14 protein-coding genes are annotated in these 16,148 nt (G+C 63.6%); 6 read left to right on the top strand and 8 right to left on the bottom strand.

Going from position 1 to position 16,148, the window contains the following annotated elements; genetic code table 11:
- Positions 1-36: 36 nt before the first annotated feature.
- Positions 37-945, top strand: a complete 909-nt coding sequence (locus IFT57_RS20460; protein ID WP_122796205.1) for an SdiA-regulated domain-containing protein — start codon at positions 37-39, stop codon at positions 943-945.
- A 6-nt stretch (positions 946-951) separates the two neighbouring features.
- On the opposite strand, the gene tcyN is transcribed toward IFT57_RS20460, so the two are convergent.
- Genes tcyN through tcyJ form a run of 3 tightly spaced genes read right to left on the bottom strand, consistent with a single transcriptional unit; the run spans position 952 to position 3,162 of the window.
- On the bottom strand, positions 952-1,701 hold the full coding sequence (tcyN, locus tag IFT57_RS20455; protein WP_192152497.1) for an L-cystine ABC transporter ATP-binding protein TcyN: 750 nt from the start codon (positions 1,699-1,701) through the stop codon (positions 952-954).
- A gap of 4 nt (positions 1,702-1,705) precedes the next feature.
- The gene (gene tcyL / locus IFT57_RS20450) at positions 1,706-2,371 is read right to left on the bottom strand and encodes a cystine ABC transporter permease (RefSeq protein WP_122716140.1); all 666 of its coding nucleotides are present in this window, start codon (positions 2,369-2,371) and stop codon (positions 1,706-1,708) included.
- Positions 2,371-3,162, bottom strand: coding sequence for a cystine ABC transporter substrate-binding protein (gene tcyJ, locus IFT57_RS20445; protein WP_192152495.1), 792 nt, complete (start codon positions 3,160-3,162; stop codon positions 2,371-2,373). The genes tcyL and tcyJ overlap by 1 nt, the downstream gene beginning before the upstream one ends.
- A 274-nt stretch (positions 3,163-3,436) precedes the next feature.
- On the opposite strand from tcyJ, the gene epsC reads away from it, so the two are divergent.
- Both epsC and betT read left to right on the top strand, forming a co-directional pair.
- Positions 3,437-4,375 carry a serine O-acetyltransferase EpsC gene (gene epsC, locus IFT57_RS20440; protein ID WP_122796207.1) on the top strand — a complete coding sequence of 313 codons (939 nt, stop codon included), beginning with the start codon at positions 3,437-3,439 and terminating at the stop codon, positions 4,373-4,375.
- Positions 4,376-4,609: 234 nt separating this feature from the next.
- A complete protein-coding gene (betT, locus tag IFT57_RS20435; protein WP_192152584.1) occupies positions 4,610-6,571 on the top strand; it encodes a choline transporter BetT in 1,962 nt (653 codons plus the stop codon).
- 103 nt (positions 6,572-6,674) lie between these two features.
- Here the strand turns inward: betT and IFT57_RS20430 are convergent, their stop codons facing one another.
- The 3 genes from IFT57_RS20430 to IFT57_RS20420 form a co-directional block, all read right to left on the bottom strand.
- Complete coding sequence (locus tag IFT57_RS20430; RefSeq protein WP_122479854.1) at positions 6,675-6,992, bottom strand: DUF2388 domain-containing protein; 318 nt, start codon at positions 6,990-6,992, stop codon at positions 6,675-6,677.
- A gap of 122 nt (positions 6,993-7,114) precedes the next feature.
- Positions 7,115-8,905, bottom strand: a complete 1,791-nt coding sequence (locus tag IFT57_RS20425; RefSeq protein ID WP_192152493.1) for a GspE/PulE family protein — start codon at positions 8,903-8,905, stop codon at positions 7,115-7,117.
- A 101-nt stretch (positions 8,906-9,006) separates the two neighbouring features.
- Positions 9,007-9,333 (bottom strand): hypothetical protein, encoded by a 327-nt coding sequence (locus IFT57_RS20420; RefSeq protein WP_244657390.1) that lies wholly within the window; start codon positions 9,331-9,333, stop codon positions 9,007-9,009.
- A 128-nt stretch (positions 9,334-9,461) separates the two neighbouring features.
- Here IFT57_RS20420 and IFT57_RS20415 point away from each other — a divergent pair, with 128 nt between their 5' ends.
- The gene (locus IFT57_RS20415) at positions 9,462-9,932 is read left to right on the top strand and encodes an Lrp/AsnC family transcriptional regulator (protein WP_192050034.1); all 471 of its coding nucleotides are present in this window, start codon (positions 9,462-9,464) and stop codon (positions 9,930-9,932) included.
- Between the two features lie 103 nt (positions 9,933-10,035).
- On the opposite strand, the gene IFT57_RS20410 is transcribed toward IFT57_RS20415, so the two are convergent.
- The gene (locus IFT57_RS20410; protein ID WP_192152492.1) at positions 10,036-11,403 is read right to left on the bottom strand and encodes a CYTH domain-containing protein; all 1,368 of its coding nucleotides are present in this window, start codon (positions 11,401-11,403) and stop codon (positions 10,036-10,038) included.
- A 139-nt stretch (positions 11,404-11,542) separates the two neighbouring features.
- Between IFT57_RS20410 and argE the strand changes: the two genes are divergently transcribed.
- On the top strand, positions 11,543-12,697 hold the full coding sequence (gene argE / locus IFT57_RS20405) for an acetylornithine deacetylase (protein ID WP_192152490.1): 1,155 nt from the start codon (positions 11,543-11,545) through the stop codon (positions 12,695-12,697).
- A 134-nt stretch (positions 12,698-12,831) separates the two neighbouring features.
- Positions 12,832-14,130 carry an amino-acid N-acetyltransferase gene (argA, locus tag IFT57_RS20400; RefSeq protein WP_122715941.1) on the top strand — a complete coding sequence of 433 codons (1,299 nt, stop codon included), beginning with the start codon at positions 12,832-12,834 and terminating at the stop codon, positions 14,128-14,130.
- A 343-nt stretch (positions 14,131-14,473) separates the two neighbouring features.
- Here the strand turns inward: argA and gshA are convergent, their stop codons facing one another.
- Positions 14,474-16,057, bottom strand: coding sequence for a glutamate--cysteine ligase (gene gshA / locus IFT57_RS20395; protein WP_122796214.1), 1,584 nt, complete (start codon positions 16,055-16,057; stop codon positions 14,474-14,476).
- Positions 16,058-16,148: the final 91 nt, after the last annotated feature.

Genomic DNA, 16,148 nt, shown 5'->3' with positions numbered 1-16,148 from the left:
GTTTGATGCGCACACTTCATTTCAGAGCCCGACGCGATGCGTTTCTTCGTTCGACCGATTCACCTGCTGTTGATCGCGGCGCTGCTCGCACTGATCTGCGCTTTCGCCGCACTGCATCACTTTCGCTGGATCGAGCGGGCCAGTTTCAACGTCGAGCGCTGGCTCGGCGGACCGCTGCCAGGCGCGATCGACCTGGACAGCTATCAGGTGGATATCGAGGCGCAGGTGGTCGAAGGCCTGGACGACGATATTTCGGCACTGACCTTCGATCCATCGCGCAAGACCCTGTTCACCGTTACCAACCAGCGTTCCGAACTGATCGAGCTGTCGCTGCAGGGCACCATCCTGCGACGTATCGCGCTGGTCGGGTTCGGCGACCCGGAGGCGGTCGAGTACATCAGCCCCGGCGTCTACGTGATCACCGACGAGCGCCAGCAGCGTCTGATCAAGGTCAACGTCACCGACGACACGCAGATCATCGACGCCCAGCAGGCCGAGCAGTTGAGCCTCAACTTCGGTGGCCGCAGCAACAAGGGTTTCGAGGGGTTGGCCTACGACTCGACCGGCAAGCGCCTGTTCGTGGCGCGTGAGCGCGATCCCATGCTGATCTACGAGGTGCAGGGCTTCCCGCGCGGGGTCAGCGACAAACCGCTGGACGTGCAGGTCACCCAGGACCGCCGACGCGATGCCGGACTGTTCGTGCGTGATCTTTCCAGCCTGCAGTACGACGAGCGCAGCGGCCATCTGCTGGCACTCTCGGACGAATCGCTGCTGGTACTGGAACTGGACGTGCAGGGCCGCCCCCTGAGCACCATGTCGCTGCGCAAGGGTCGCCAGGGCCTCAGCAAGAGCGTGCCGCAGCCCGAAGGCATTGCCATGGACGACGATGGCAACCTGTACATGGTCAGCGAACCCAACCTGTTCTACGTGTTCCGCAAGCGCTGAGCGGCGCTAGCCCTCGGGGTGCAGGAACTTGTCGAGAAACTGCCGGGTCCGTGCCTGCTGCGGGTTGGCGAACAGCTCGCGGGCCGGTCCCTGTTCCACGATCACCCCCTGGTCGAAGAACACCACGCGATTGGCCACGTCACGAGCGAACTGCATTTCGTGGGTGACGATGACCATGGTGCGCTTTTCCTGCGCCAGCCCCCGGATGGTCGCCAGCACTTCGCCCACCAGCTCCGGGTCCAGCGCCGAGGTCGGCTCGTCGAAGAGGATCACTTGCGGCTGCATGGCCAGCGCACGAGCAATCGCCACGCGCTGCTGCTGACCGCCCGAGAGCCGCCTGGGGTAGGCCTCTTCCTTGCCGGCCAGGCCCACCTTGGCCAACAGCTTGCGGCCCAGTTCGGTCGCTTCGGCAATGGCCATCTTCTTGACCACCAGCGGCCCTTCGATGACGTTCGCCAACGCCGTGCGGTGGGGAAACAGGTTGAAGTTCTGAAAAACGAAACCCACCTGCTGGCGTAATTCGCGAATCAGGCCTTGTTGCTGCGCTACGCGGGCGCCGTCGATTTCGATGTCGCCCACGCGGATCTGGCCACTGGTAGGCGTTTCCAGCAGGTTCAGGCAGCGCAGGAAGGTCGTCTTGCCCGAGCCACTGGGGCCGATGATGGCCACCACTTCACCGGCGGCGATCTCCAGGTCGATGCCCTTGAGCACGCTGTGGCCATTGAACTGCTTGGTCAGGCCCTTTACCACGATCATTGCTTCATGCCTCTTGGTCGTGGCGGTTGACCCGCCGTTCCAGATGATTCTGCAGGTGCGCCAGAACGCTTGCCAACAGCCAGTAGATCAATGCGGCCGCCAGGTACATGGTGAAGATCTCGAACGTGCGCGCGGTGATCAACTGCGCCTGGCGGAACAGTTCCGGTACCTGAATGGTCGCTGCCAGCGCCGTGTCCTTGACCAGCGAAATGAAACTGTTGCCCAGTGGCGGCAGGGCGGTGCGCATGGCCTGCGGCAGGATGGCCCGACGCAGGATCTGCGCGCGGGTCATGCCGATGCTGGCAGCTGCCTCCCACTGGCCGCGCTCGATGGACGCGATCGCCGCCCGCAGGATTTCACACGCGTAGGCGGCCATGTTCAGCGAAAAACCGATGAGGGCAGCCGGCAACGGGTCCAGTTCGATACCGATCTGCGGCAGGCCGTAGTAGATGACGAACAGCTGCACCAGCAACGGCGTGCCGCGAAAGAACGACACGTAGACCCTGGCCGGCCAGCTCAGCAGGCGGCTTCTGGACAACCGCATCAGCGCCAGGCCAAACCCCAGCAGCAGGCCGAAGAACATGCCGCCCAGGCTGAGGAAGACCGTGTAGTAGGCACCCTTGAGCAGAAAGGGTGCCGAATCGAGCATCAGCTGCAGGCTGCTCTCGATCATTGCGTGACGTCAGCGCTGAACCATTGCTTGGACAGCTTGGCCAGGGTGCCATCGGCGCGCAGCTTGTCGAGGGCGTCGTCGAGCGCCTTGAGCAGTTCCGGTTCGCCCTTGCGCACGGCGATCCCGGCTTCCTGGCGCGAGAACGCGTCGCCTGCCAGGGCGAGGGTTTCGTTGGTCTTGTTGATCAGGTCGAATGCGGCCAGACGGTCAACCAGAATCGCATCGATGCGGCCTACGCGAAGGTCCTGGTACTTGGTCGGATCGTCGTCATAGGTTTTCACCACGGCGCTCGGCACGTTGTCCTTGAGCCACTGCTCGTAGTTGGTGCCCAGGCCCATGCCGACTTTCTTGCCGGCCAGGTCCGACGGCTGTTTGATGCTGTCGGCATTCTTCTTCGCGACCACGGCCTGGATACCGGACACGGTGTAGGGCTTGGAGAAGTCGTACTTCTTCCTGCGCTCCTCGGAGATGGTCACCTGATTGACCACGACGTCGAGGCGCTTGGACTCCAGCGCTGCCAGGATACCGGCCCACGGGGTCGGTTGCAGCTTGACCTTGACGCCCAGTTCCTTGGCCAGCGCTTCGGAGAGTTGCACTTCGAAACCGGTCAGCTTGCCGTTTTCATCGACGAAGCTGAACGGCGGGTAGGTACCCTCCAGGCCGATATTGATGACGCCAGCGTCCTTGATTTTCTGCAGCTGTTCGCCAGCCACTGCCTGGCCCAGCAGCGAGCTGCCCAGAACCAGGCCGGCGATCAGCAGGTGTTTGCGCAACGCGGGAAAATTCATGGCGAATCCTTGAGATGAGGGAGGGTTTCGCAGCGCTGGCGGCCACCTGTGCGGTTACCGGCCGTCGACGCGAAGGCGCAATTGGAAAGCAGGACTATAGGCACCGCCACGCTGGCCCACAAGCCCCCTCGGCGCCCACGGAACGTATGACCACGGCTTATGTTCAGATGCTCCACGACACGTCCAAAGCGTTCTTTTTGCCGCCTGGATTTTTCCCGTATGGTGGGCGCCAATTGGCGGCCATCGCTGTTTCCACACAAGGCAGGGTATAACCGTGAACGACATCCCTCAGGCACGCAAAGGCCACTGGCAGTTGCAGTCCATCGTCGGCCAGTTGCATGAGGCGCGCTCCGATTGGCGCCGGCAGAACGGACGCAGTTGCGGCATGCAGGGAGGCCGCGAGCTGCCGTCGCGCGAGGCCATGGCCAAGGTGCTCGAGCAGTTGTGCGGCGCGTTGTTCCCGATGCGCCTGGGGCCGGTGGACCTGCGCGAAGAAAGCGAAGACTTCTATGTAGGCCATACCTTGGACGCCGCGCTCAACGAACTCTTGACCCAGGCCCGCCTGGAACTGCGCTACGCCGCGCGCAATGGCGACTGCGACTTGCCCGCCGTCGACGCCAGGGCCCTGGAACTGATCCAGGATTTCGCGGCGGCGCTGCCGGGCCTGCGGCGCCTGCTCGACACCGACGTGCTGGCCGCCTATCACGGCGATCCCGCGGCGCGCAGTGTCGATGAGGTATTGCTGTGCTATCCAGGCGTGCTCGCGGTGATCCATCATCGCCTCGCTCACCATCTGTATCTCGCCGGCCTACCGTTGCTGGCGCGTATCAGCTCGGAACTGGCGCATTCGGCGACCGGCATCGACATCCACCCCGGCGCGCGGATCGGCCCAAGCTTCTTCATCGACCATGGCACGGGCGTAGTGATCGGCGAAACCGCCGTCATCGGCGAGCGGGTGCGTATCTACCAGCAGGTCACCCTGGGCGCCAAGCGTTTTCCGGCGGACGAGTCCGGGCAACTGCAGAAAGGTCATCCGCGCCACCCGATCGTCGAGGACGATGTGGTCATCTACGCTGGCGCGACCATCCTGGGTCGCATCACCATCGGCCAGGGCTCGACCATCGGCGGCAACGTCTGGCTCACGCGCACCGTGCCGGCGGGCAGCAACCTCACCCAAGCCAACCTGGTGCACGACGACGGCAGTCAGAAATAGGCCGCGCAGGACGCCGCGAACGGCCTGCCAGGCAGGACCGTTCGGCCTATCAATTGGCCATCTACCCATCAGTCGTGTTTTAATTGAACGCTCGTTCAATAAAACCATGGATCGCGATTCGCGTTCAACAGGAGGCCATCCCTTGCTGAAAACGCCCAGTTTCTTCCATTTACGAACGTGTGGAGTGCACCGCGCATGAGTGCATCTTCATCAGCGCCAAGCGGCAACGTGCGCATGAACCCTCCGGTGTTCTACTTCGCCGCCAGCTTCATCCTGATTTTCGGCATCGTCGTCATTTCCTTTCCGCAGGCCGCTGGTCAGTGGCTGATGGCAGCGCAAAGCTGGGCCGCCAATACGGTGGGCTGGTACTACATGCTGGCCATGACCCTGTACCTGGTATTCGTCGTGGTCACGGCATTGTCGGGCTACGGCAAGATCAAGCTGGGGGCCGATCACGACGAGCCCGAGTTCAGCTATTTGTCCTGGGCCGGCATGTTGTTTGCCGCCGGCATCAGCATCACGCTGTTCTTCTTCTGCGTCTCCGAACCGCTGACCCATATGCTGCAACCGCCGCAGGGCGAGCCGGGCACCCAGGAAGCTGCGCGCCAAGCCATGCAGTTGCTGTTCCTGCACTGGGGCCTGCACGGGTGGGGCGTGTTCGCCTTCGTCGGCATGGCCCTGGCCTATTTCGCCTATCGCCACAACCTGCCACTGGCGCTGCGTTCGGCGCTCTACCCGCTGATCGGCAAACGCATCAACGGGCCGATCGGCTACGCGGTGGACGGCTTCGGCATCATCGCCACCATCTTCGGCCTGGGTGCCGACATGGGGTTCGGCGTGCTGCACCTCAATTCCGGCCTGGACTACCTGTTCGGGGTGGCCCACACCCAGTGGGTGCAGGTGATCCTGATCACCCTGATGATGGGTGCAGCCATTCTGGTGGCGGTCTCTGGTGTCGACAAGGGCGTGCGGGTGATGTCCGACATCAACATGCTGCTGGCCTGTGCGCTGTTGCTCTTCGTGCTGTTCGCCGGGCCGACCCAGCACTTGCTCAGCACTCTGGTGCAGAACGTCGGCGATTATCTGGGTGCACTGCCCAGCAAGAGCTTCGACGTCTACGCCTACGACAAACCCAGCGACTGGCTGGGTAACTGGACGGTGTTCTATTGGGCCTGGTGGATTGCCTGGTCGCCTTTCGTGGGGCTGTTCATTGCGCGCATCTCGCGCGGACGCACCATTCGCGAGTTCGTCTTCGGCGTGCTGCTGATTCCACTGGGCTTCACCCTGGCCTGGATGTCGATCTTCGGCAACAGCGCCATCGACCAGGTGATCAACCATGGCATGGCTGCCATCGGCCAGTCGGCCATCGATGACCCGTCGATGACCCTCTACCTGCTGCTCGAAACCTACCCATGGGCGAGGACGGTGATCGCCGTTACGGTGTTCATCAGTTTCGTGTTCTTCGTCACCTCGGCCGACTCGGGCACCGTCGTGCTCTCCACCCTGTCGGCACGTGGCGGCAACCCTGACGAAGATGGACCGAAATGGCTGCGGGTGTTCTGGGGCGCAATGACCGCGCTGGTCACCAGTGGCCTGCTGTTCGCCGGCAGCATCGACTCGCTGAAATCGGCGGTGGTGCTGACCTCGCTGCCGTTCTCGATCATTCTGCTGGCGATGATGTGGGGGCTGCATAAGGCGTTCCACATGGAAAGCCAGCGCAAGATTGCCCAGCTGTATTCGCTGGCGCCGGTTGCCAGCTCGCGGCCAGGGCGAGGTGGCTGGCGACAGCGGTTGAGCCAGGCTGTGAGCTTCCCTTCGCGTGACGAGGTGTACCGGTTCATGGACACCCACGTACGGCCGGCCGTGGCCGAAGTCACCGCATCGTTCGCCGAGAAGGGCCTGGATGCCGTTGCGCAAGAGGACACCCCTCACGACAACGTGATCTTCGAGATCGGTCATGGTGAAGAACGTCCGTTCATCTATCAGGTGCAGATGCGCGGTTACTTCACGCCCTCCTTCGCCCGTGGCGGCATGGGCAACCAGGAACTGAAGAACCGACGCTACTACCGCGCCGAGGTGCATCTGGCCGAAGGCAGCCAGGACTACGACCTGGTCGGCTACAGCAAGGAGCAGATCATCAACGATATCCTCGACCAGTACGAACGGCACATGCAGTTCCTGCACCTGGTGCGCTGACAGCGGCAGGGGGCCCACGGCCCCTCGCCTGCACCTGTGCAAAAAACCTGCACACAAAAAAACCCTCGCACCTGGGTGCGAGGGTTTTTTCATGGCTGAGCTATCAGTTGTCGGCGACGGCGTTCCTGGCCAGGATGGCGTTGGCCAGATCCATGTCGGAAGCCTGCAGGCCAGGATTCTCGGCGCGCACCTTGTGGATCGCGGCTTCCAGATACGGACCACGGATACCGCCTTCGCTGGCGACGAAGCTGCCGGCATCGTCTTGGGCGGCAATGATCAGCTTGTGATCCTTGAAGGTCAGGTAGGAGGAGCCGGTGGTGGCGCCGGAAGAGAGCACGTTGCGCCAGAAGGGGTCGGCCATTGCCGAGCTTACGGGCAGGGACAGCAACGCGAGGGTAGCAACGGCGGTTTTGAGGCGCATGATCGAGACTCCACAGTGTGATCCGGTACGAATGTAATCCGGGGCAGTTGTCGTTCGCACGTTGGATACGGCCAACCACGTCCAAGTTCCCCAAGGCCAACGGCTTGGCTATCGCCGTGGCGTCACATCGACTCGCTGCGCGGGGTGACGCGCAGCACCTCCTCGAGCGTGGTCAGGCCGGCGGCGATCTGCCGTGCACCGCTCAGGCGCAGGCTGCGCATGCCTTCCCTGCACGCCTGGCGCCGGAGCGCGACAAGGTCGGTGTCGGCGTCGATGCAGGCCTTGACGCCATCGCTCAACAGCAGCACTTCATAGACCCCGGCACGCCCGCAGTAACCGGTGTCGCGACAGCGCGGACAGCCGACGGCCCGCCGCGCACCCTCGGGCACGGCCATGCGCCAGGGCTCGATGAGCGCCTGCCAGCTCTTCGGATCGATGCGCACCGGCGCCTTGCAGTCTTGGCACAGCGTGCGTACCAGGCGCTGCGCCATGACGCCCAGCACCGTGGCTTTGATCAGGTAGTGTGCGACACCCAGCTCGAGCAGGCGAGTGATCGCGCCCACGGCATCGTTGGTGTGCAGGGTCGACACCACCAGGTGGCCGGTCAGGGCCGCCTGGATCGCCATCTCGGCCGTCTCCAGGTCGCGGATTTCGCCGATCATGATGATGTCCGGGTCCTGCCGCATCAGTGCGCGCAGGCCACTGGCAAAGTCCAGGTCGATGTTGTGCTGCACCTGCAGCTGGTTGAACGCCGGTTCGACCATCTCGATCGGATCTTCGATGGTGCACAGGTTGATCTGCGGGGTCGCCAGCTGCTTGAGGGTGGTGTACAGCGTGGTGGTCTTGCCCGACCCCGTGGGTCCGGTGACCAGCACGATGCCGTGCGCCTGGGAGGTCATCTGCTGCCAGCGCCGCAGGTCTTCAGCCACCAGGCCGAGCTGGGCAAAATCCTTGAGCAACACCTGAGGGTCGAAGATGCGCATCACCAGCTTTTCGCCGAAGGCGGTGGGCAGGGTGGACAGGCGCAGTTCGATTTCCTGGCCCTGTGGCAGACGGGTCTTGATCCGGCCATCCTGAGGTTTGCGCTTCTCGGCGACGTTCATACGCCCCAGGCTTTTCAGGCGGCTGACGATGGCCAGGGTGACCTGCTCGGGGAAACGGTACACGCCATGCAGCAAGCCATCGATGCGAAAGCGCAGCGCACCGAAGTCGCGCCGCGGCTCGATATGAATGTCACTGGCGCGTTGCTCGAACGCGTACTGAAACAGCCAGTCGACGATATTGATCACATGCTGGTCGCTGGCGGCAGGTACCGTGGCCATGTCGCCCAGCTGCAGCAGTTGTTCCAGATTACCAGCGGCGCCGGGCTGGCCCTGGACCCTGGCGCCGCTGACCGAGCGCGCCAGCTGAAAGAATTGTTCGGTGAAACGCTGGATGTCCACGGGGTTGGCGACCACGCGTTTGATCGAGCGCTTGAGCACCTGGGCCAGGTCGGCTTCCCACTGGCGCTGCCAGGGCTGCGCGCTGGCGATGGTGACGCTGTGTTCGTCCACGGCCACGGCGAGAATGTTGTGGCGTATTGCAAAGGCCTGGGGCATCAGGGCGACCACGGTGGCAACGTCGATGCACAGCGGGTCGATGCGCAGATAGGGTTGTCCGGCGTGGTCCGCCAGCCACCGGCTCAGGGCGTCGAGCGTCAGCAGTTGCCCCGGTTGGCGCGGGTCGGGCAAGTGGCAGTCGGCGAGCCGTTGCAGGGGGTGGGCCGGGCGTGCGCACCCCTGTTTGAAGTCGTCGCGCAGTGTCCTGGCGGTGTTCGGTTCGAGGAGGCCTTCGACGAGCAGGTCGTCGATCAGGTCATCGAGGCTCAGGCCGCCTTCGTGGCGATGTCGGCGGGGGGTGGCGACGAGCGTCATGCGGGGGCCTCCTTGGCGGTGCGCGATCTGTCGTGCTACACAGCCTAGCGCCCGTGCCGGAAGTCGCCGTCATGGCAACCGTTGCCGCATTTGTCTACCGCTCAGGCGTACGCCTGCACCTCGGCCGGGTGCTGGGCATCGACCAGTTGCACATCGAACACGCTGATCAGGTTGCGCATCTTTTCCGCGATCACCTGTGCGCGGTGCCAGGTCAACTCGCCCACCTGCACCTGGATCTGCAGGCTGTCCGCTACCTGGGATGCAGCGAGCTGCCGGGGGATCAGGTACTGCATGGCAAACAGATTGAGCACCCGGCACAGCACGTCGGCCTCGATCTCGGCACTCAGGCTGAACTGCACGGTCGTGGTCAGGTTGCCTGCGGCCCAGACATCGGGGCGTGGCGAGGTCAGCAGTTCAAAGGCGGACATTGGGTGATCTCCGTGGTCGATGGGAGAAAGTTTCCCACGCTAACACGGGTATTTCTTGCCTGAGTTGGCGAGTTATTGAGCTATCTTGAATTGTGCAATTCCAGAAGCACCAGATCAGGGGCATTTCTATGCAAAATTCTTTGGATGCCTATGACCGGCGCATCCTGGCGTTGCTGCAAGACGACGCCACGCTTTCCAGCGCGCAGATCGCCGAGCAGGTGGGCTTGTCGCAGTCGCCCTGCTGGCGACGCATCCAGCGGCTCAAGGAAGAGGGGGTGATCAGGGCACAGGTGACGCTGCTGGACCGCAAGAAGATCGGCTTGAACACGCAGATATTCGCCGAGGTGAAACTCAACGCCCACGGCCGCTCGAACTTCACCGAGTTCACCGAAGCGATACGCGGCTTTCCAGAGGTGCTGGAGTGCTATGTGCTGATGGGCAACGTCGATTTCCTGCTGCGCATCGTCACGCCGGACATCGAGGCCTACGAGCGTTTCTTCTTCGAGAAACTGTCGATGGTGCCGGGCATTCAAGAAGTGAATTCGACGGTGGCGCTGTCCGAAATCAAGTCGACCACCAGTCTGCCGGTGAATCGGTGAATCGGTGAATCGGTGAATCGCGATGTCAGCCGCTCCTACAGGTTCACAATACCCTGTAGGAGCGGCTGGCAGCCGCGAAGAGATCGGAAAAACACCGCAAAGCTTACTTGCGCAGCAGCAGTTTCCAGGCGCGATTCTGGCTCACGGCAATGGCTTGCTGCATCCGCGCGTCCAGCACTTCGTCGCTGATATCCAGGCTGGCCAATGCGTGCAGCTTGTTCAGTTCGCCGAACAGGCGGTCCACTTCAGGCACGTCCAGCACACTGCGGGCCAGATGCAGCCAGCTCTGGATGCGCTCGATGCGTGGCAACTGCTCGGCCAGGTCCTCGGGTTGCTGCTGGTAGCGCGACAGTTGCAGCGCCGTGCCTTCTTCGGCCAGCAGGTGGCCCAGCCAGCTTTGCAGCTGGGCGGAGCCCTGGCGGTTGCCGCGGTTGTTGCGCTCGACCGTCCACAGACGGCCCAGCAGCCAGCGCGAGGTGTTCAGCGAGAACTGGCCCCAACGCACGTCGAGCAGTTCTTCGGCGAACTGCTCGGGCGCGGCCTTGCGCACGTCTTCGTCGTCCTGCCCGGCCTGCACCAGCGGGCGCCAGTCTTCGAGCAGCGCATCGAGAGAAGTGCGCAGCTCGTTGCTGCTGGTGCGCGGAGCGGCCTGGCCCAGACTGCCAACCAACCCGCGCAACTCGACGAGTTGTTGCACCCAGTCCTGCAGCAGACGCCAGTGGCCATTGAAACGGTACTGCTCGGCCAGGCGCTGGCTGTTCGCCAACAGGTGCCAGGCAAGAGCGGTGAAGGCGTCGTCGAGCGTGGTTTCGGCGTTCAGCTCTGGCGCCGGCAGGCTCAGGGCATAGCTGTCCGGATCGCTGAGACGATAGCCGCGCTCGGCCTTGCTGATGTCACAGGGCATCAGCGGCAGTTTCTCGGCCAGTTCGGCGGCCAGCTCGAGCAATGCCGATGGCTCACCTTCACGCAGCTCCAGCTCCAGTTCGCAGATCTCCTCGGACTGCTTGCCGACAATGACCTTGCCCAGGTCCAGGGCCGCTTCGATCACTACCCGAGCCTTGCCGCGGCCCCAGGCGATCTCTGCCCGCTCGCGCACGAAGTCGGTAGTGAACACCGGTTTGATGGTCTTCTTGTCCAGCTCGGCCAACTGCTCGGGCCAGCATTCGCCATCGAGCTTCTTCAGGTCGAGCTTGGCCTTGGGCAAGGTCCAGTCGTACTCGTTGCGCTGCGACAGCCCGGCCACGCTGCTGCCGCGGGTCTTGAGGGTCTGGATGACTTCATCGCCGTCGCGACGCAGGCGCAGGGCAACCTTGGCCGCTGCCAGTTCGCGCTCAGGCGTGTCGAAGTACTGGTTGAACAGCTCTCGGCGCTCCCAGCCACTTTTGTTGCGCTTCTTCAGCAGAGGGTGCTCACGCAAGGCAGCGAGCGTTTCGCGGCTGACGCGCAGTTTGATTTCGGTTTCTTTGTGCATGAGGAGGCAATCCAAGCGCTGGCGGACAACAACGCGCTGATGACTAGATAAGGCCGTGCAGTGTACAGCAGTCGCGCCACGGCGGTTTATTCTTGGCGCCCGATGGCTCTATGATGGGGCTCGCCCCGGGAGGTTCGCCATGCCATTGCCGTCCATGCAGGAACAGTTCGCCGCCCTCATCGCGGCGCCTTCGGTGAGTTGCACCCAGCCAAGCCTGGACCAGTCGAACGGTCCGGTAATTGATCTGCTGGCCAACTGGCTGACCGAGTTGGGCTTCGCCTGCGAGATCCAGCAGGTCGAGCCCGGCAAGTTCAACCTGATCGCCACGTTCGGCAGTGGCCCCGGCGGCTTGGTGCTGGCCGGGCACAGCGACACGGTGCCCTACGACGAGGCGCTGTGGAGCACTGATCCGCTCAAGCTCACCGAGGTCGACGGACGCTGGGTCGGACTGGGCAGTTGCGACATGAAGGGCTTTTTCGCGCTGGCGATCGAGGCGGTGCGCGGCCTGATCGACCAGCCGTTCAAGCAGCCGCTGATCATCCTTGCCACCTGTGACGAGGAAAGCTCGATGTCCGGCGCCAAGGCGCTGGCCGCGGCCGGTCGCCCGCTGGGCCGTGCCGCGATCATCGGCGAGCCGACCGGGCTCAGGCCGATCCGTCTGCACAAGGGGGTGATGATGGAGCGCATCGACATCCTCGGTCGCAGTGGCCATTCCTCGGACCCAAGCCTGGGCCACAGCGCCCTGGAAGCGATGCACGGGGCGATCGGCGAGTTGCTGAGCCTGCGTCGAGAGTGGCAGCGCGAGTACAACAACGCGCAGTTCAGTGTGCCCCAGCCGACCTTGAACCTGGGTTGTATCCACGGCGGTGACAACCCCAACCGCATCTGCGGGCAATGCTCGCTGGAGTTCGACCTGCGGCCGTTGCCGGGCATGGACCCGCAGGTCCTGCGTGCCGCGATTCTCGGCAAGCTGGCGCCATTGGCCGAGCGGCATCAGGTAAAGATCGATTACGCTCCGCTGTTCGCCGAGGTACCGCCGTTCGAGCAGCGTGCCGACGCCGAGCTGGTCCGGGTCGCCGAACGCCTCACCGGGCACACTGCAGCCGCCGTGGGCTTCGGCACCGAGGCGCCATACCTGCAGAGCATGGGGTGCGAAACCCTGGTGCTGGGTCCGGGCAACATCGCCTGCGCACACCAGCCCGGCGAATACCTCGAAATGTCACGTTTGCAGCCTACCGTGCGTCTATTGCGTGAACTGATCGGACATTACTGCCTCGAATCGGTGATCACCTGAATCTGACCTCTACCCAGGCCACCATCCATGCAAGGAGTGCACGCGTGTTGCCAAGCCTGTCACGACGATAACCCTCATACCGCTGTGCGCCGAGTGATGCTTTTCGTCCCACTTTTCTACAGGCTTTTGCTGTCATGCCCGACTACGTGAATTGGCTTCGCCACGCTTCCCCCTACATCAATGCCCACCGTGACTGCACCTTCGTGGTGATGCTTCCCGGCGAAGGCGTTGCCCACCCCAACTTCGGCAATATCGTCCACGACCTGGTGCTGCTGCACAGCATGGGCGTGCGCCTGGTGCTGGTCCACGGGTCGCGCCCGCAGATCGAGAGCCGCCTGGCCGCGCGCGGCCTGAGTCCGCATTACCATCGCAACCTGAGGGTCACCGACGCGGCCACGCTCGAATGCGTGATCGATGCGGTAGGTCAACTGCGGATCGCCATCGAGGCGCGCCTGTCCATGGACATGGCGTCCTCGCCGATGCAGGGCTCGCGGTTGCGCGTGGCGGGCGGCAACCTGGTCACGGCGCGGCCGATCGGCGTGGTCGAGGGCGTCGATTACCACCATACCGGTGAAGTGCGGCGGGTCGATCGCAAAGGCATCAACCGCCTGCTCGACGAACGCTCGATCGTGCTGCTGTCGCCCCTGGGCTATTCGCCCACTGGCGAGATCTTCAACATTGCCTGCGAAGACGTGGCCACGCGAGCGGCCATCGACCTGGAAGCCGACAAGTTGCTGCTGTTCGGCGCCGAGCCGGGCTTGCTCGACGAAACCGGTCATCTGGTGCGCGAGCTGCGTCCGCAGCAGGTACCGGCGCACTTGCTGCGTCTGGGCAACGACTACCAGGGCGAGTTGCTCGATGCCGCCGCCCAGGCGTGCAAGGGTGGCGTCAGCCGCGCGCATATCGTCAGCTATGCCGAAGACGGTGCACTGCTGACCGAACTGTTCACGCGCAACGGCGGCGGAACACTGGTGGCGCAAGAGCAGTTCGAACAGGTGCGCGAAGCCAACATCGAAGACGTCGGTGGGCTGCTGGACTTGATCAGCCCGCTGGAAGAGCAGGGCATTCTGGTGCGCCGCTCGCGGGAGGTGTTGGAGCGTGAGATCACCCAGTTCAGCGTGGTCGAGCGTGAAGGCATGATCATCGCCTGCGCGGCGTTGTACCCGATCGCCGATTCGCAGACCGGTGAGCTGGCCTGCCTGGCGGTGAATCCGGAATACCGTCACGGCGGCCGTGGCGACGAGCTGCTCGAGCGCATCGAGGAGCGCGCGCGCGCGCTGGGGCTCAACACCCTGTTCGTGCTGACCACCCGCACGGCGCACTGGTTTCGCGAGCGTGGCTTCGTGCCCAGCGGCGTCGAACGCCTGCCCTCGGCGCGTGCCTCGCTGTACAACTACCAGCGCAATTCGAAGATCTTCGAAAAAGCGCTGTAGCGGGGCATCCGCTGGATCGGCGGCGCCCCCTTCGCGGCCGAAGACCGCTCCTACGTGAGGTCGAGGCCATCCGTAGGAGCGGTCTGTGGCCGCGAAGGGCGCGCTGCGGTTTATCTGATGCTACGCGGCGCCCTTTTCGCGGCCGATGACCGCTCCTACGCAAGGTCGAGGCCATCCGTAGGAGCGGTCCGTGGCCGCGAAAGGCGTGCCGCGGTTTATCTGATGCTACGCGGCGCCCTTTTCGCGGCCGGTGACCGCTCCTACGTGAGGTCGAGGCCATCTGTAGGAGCGGTCCGTGGCCGCGAAGCAGGCGCCGCGGTCTTTCAGGGGATCAACTGCTTGGTCAGTTGCTGATGGCCAGGATGCTTGCCTGATAGGAACCGACGAACAGGTCGAAATCGCCGACTTCCTCGGCCTCCAGCGTCGCCTGGGCTACCAGCGAGTCGCGGGCTTGCTGTTCGAAGCGCGCCTGGTCCTGGGCGCTCAACGGTTGCTCGCGGAAGTAGTTGGCGTGAGCCTGGCTCTGGCTGAAGGAAAACTCGGCAAAGCTCTGCTTCTGCTCGGCCATCTTCGCCAGTACCTGCGCCGACGGCGTCAGCGAAGCATCGCCAACCTTGGCGCGCTGCGCCGTCATCGCCTGCACATGCTCATCGGTACCGGTGCTGCGATCGAGCAGTGCGGCGACGGCATCGATACGCTCCAGCAGATCATTGGCCCAGTCCTTGAGCTCGACCGCTTCCCCATTGCGCTGCAACTGCAGGCCAGGGCGACGGCCCTCCTTGACCACGCTGAGGAAATTGTCGGTACACGCCGAGCACTCGGCGCTGTCGATCTGCGGGCTGCTTTCCAGCGCGCAGAACAGCAGGAACGCATCGAGAAAACGCGACTCCGGCAAGTCAACGCCGGTAGGCAGGAACGGGTTGATGTCCAGGCAGCGCACTTCGATGTACTGCACGCCGCGCGCCATCAAGGCCTGGATCGGCCGCTCGCCGCTGTACGTCACGCGTTTGGGACGAATGTTGGAGTAGTACTCGTTTTCGATCTGCAGGATGTTGGTGTTCAACTGCACCCATTCGCCATCCTTGTGCGTACCGACCTGGACATAAGGCGGGTAGGGCGTGGCAACCGCCTTGCGCAGGCTGTCGGTGTAGCTGGCCAGATCGTTGTAGCACGGCGTGAGGCCCGCCTGGGCGTTGCTCTGGTAGCCCAGGTCGCTCATGCGCAGGCTGGTAGCGTAAGGCAGGTACAGGGTCTGCGCATCCAGCTGCTCGAGCTGATGGGCACGCCCGCGCAGAAAGCCTGCATCCAGCGCCGGCGAGGCGCCGAACAGGTACATCAGCAACCAGCTGTAGCGGCGAAAGTTGCGGATCAGTGCGATATAGGCCGCCGACTGATAATCGCGATCGGTGCCGACATAACCCTCGGCCTGCTTGAGCACCGGCCACAGCTGCTCGGGCAGCGAAAAATTGTAGTGGATGCCGGCGATGCACTGCATGGTGCGGCCATAGCGCAGGGACAGTCCCTGGCGATAGACGTACTTGAGGCGCCCGATGTTCGAGGTGCCATAGTAGGCCAGCGGGATGTCTTCCTCGGCTGGCAGCGGGCAGGGCATGGAAGGGCTCCACAGGTACTCGCTGCCCAGCTTGCTGTACACGAAACGGTGGATCTGCTCGAGGCTGTGCAGGGTCTGTGCGGGATCCTGGAGCGCGGGCGTGATGAATTCCAGCAGCGATTCGGAATAGTCCGTAGTGACCTGTTCATTGGTCAGCGCCGCGCCCAACGCCTCGGGGTGTGGCGTCTGTGCCAGGCGACCCTCGTGGTTGACGCGCAGGCACTCGCGCTCGATGCCATGCAGGCACTGCGCGAGCAGGGAAAGGGTGGCAGGCTCGCCGAGCAAAGTCAGGCGGCGGTTGAGAAATTCGCTCAAGTTGGATTCCTTCACGCGTCAGTCGCCCCGATATGGGGGTGGAGCGGACGGTCTGCAAGGGTGAAGACAAAAAGGAACCGGCGTTGTCGCC

This window comes from Pseudomonas sp. CFBP 13719 (assembly GCF_014842095.1).
In the GTDB taxonomy this organism is placed as follows: domain Bacteria; phylum Pseudomonadota; class Gammaproteobacteria; order Pseudomonadales; family Pseudomonadaceae; genus Aquipseudomonas.
Note: the sequence above shows the minus strand (reverse complement) of the source record. Positions and strands in the feature narration are given on the sequence as shown.

What these genes read in the sequence shown, in the direction of transcription:
- IFT57_RS20460 (WP_122796205.1), top strand. Translation starts at nt 37, where the DNA reads ATGCGTTTCTTCGTTCGACCGATTCACCTGCTGTTGATCGCGGCGCTG.
- tcyN (WP_192152497.1), bottom strand. Translation starts at nt 1,701, where the DNA reads ATGATCGTGGTAAAGGGCCTGACCAAGCAGTTCAATGGCCACAGCGTG.
- tcyJ (WP_192152495.1), bottom strand. Translation starts at nt 3,162, where the DNA reads ATGAATTTTCCCGCGTTGCGCAAACACCTGCTGATCGCCGGCCTGGTT.
- betT (WP_192152584.1), top strand. Translation starts at nt 4,610, where the DNA reads ATGAACCCTCCGGTGTTCTACTTCGCCGCCAGCTTCATCCTGATTTTC.
- IFT57_RS20430 (WP_122479854.1), bottom strand. Translation starts at nt 6,992, where the DNA reads ATGCGCCTCAAAACCGCCGTTGCTACCCTCGCGTTGCTGTCCCTGCCC.
- IFT57_RS20425 (WP_192152493.1), bottom strand. Translation starts at nt 8,905, where the DNA reads ATGACGCTCGTCGCCACCCCCCGCCGACATCGCCACGAAGGCGGCCTG.
- IFT57_RS20420 (WP_244657390.1), bottom strand. Translation starts at nt 9,333, where the DNA reads ATGTCCGCCTTTGAACTGCTGACCTCGCCACGCCCCGATGTCTGGGCC.
- IFT57_RS20415 (WP_192050034.1), top strand. Translation starts at nt 9,462, where the DNA reads ATGCAAAATTCTTTGGATGCCTATGACCGGCGCATCCTGGCGTTGCTG.
- IFT57_RS20410 (WP_192152492.1), bottom strand. Translation starts at nt 11,403, where the DNA reads ATGCACAAAGAAACCGAAATCAAACTGCGCGTCAGCCGCGAAACGCTC.
- argE (WP_192152490.1), top strand. Translation starts at nt 11,543, where the DNA reads ATGCCATTGCCGTCCATGCAGGAACAGTTCGCCGCCCTCATCGCGGCG.
- argA (WP_122715941.1), top strand. Translation starts at nt 12,832, where the DNA reads ATGCCCGACTACGTGAATTGGCTTCGCCACGCTTCCCCCTACATCAAT.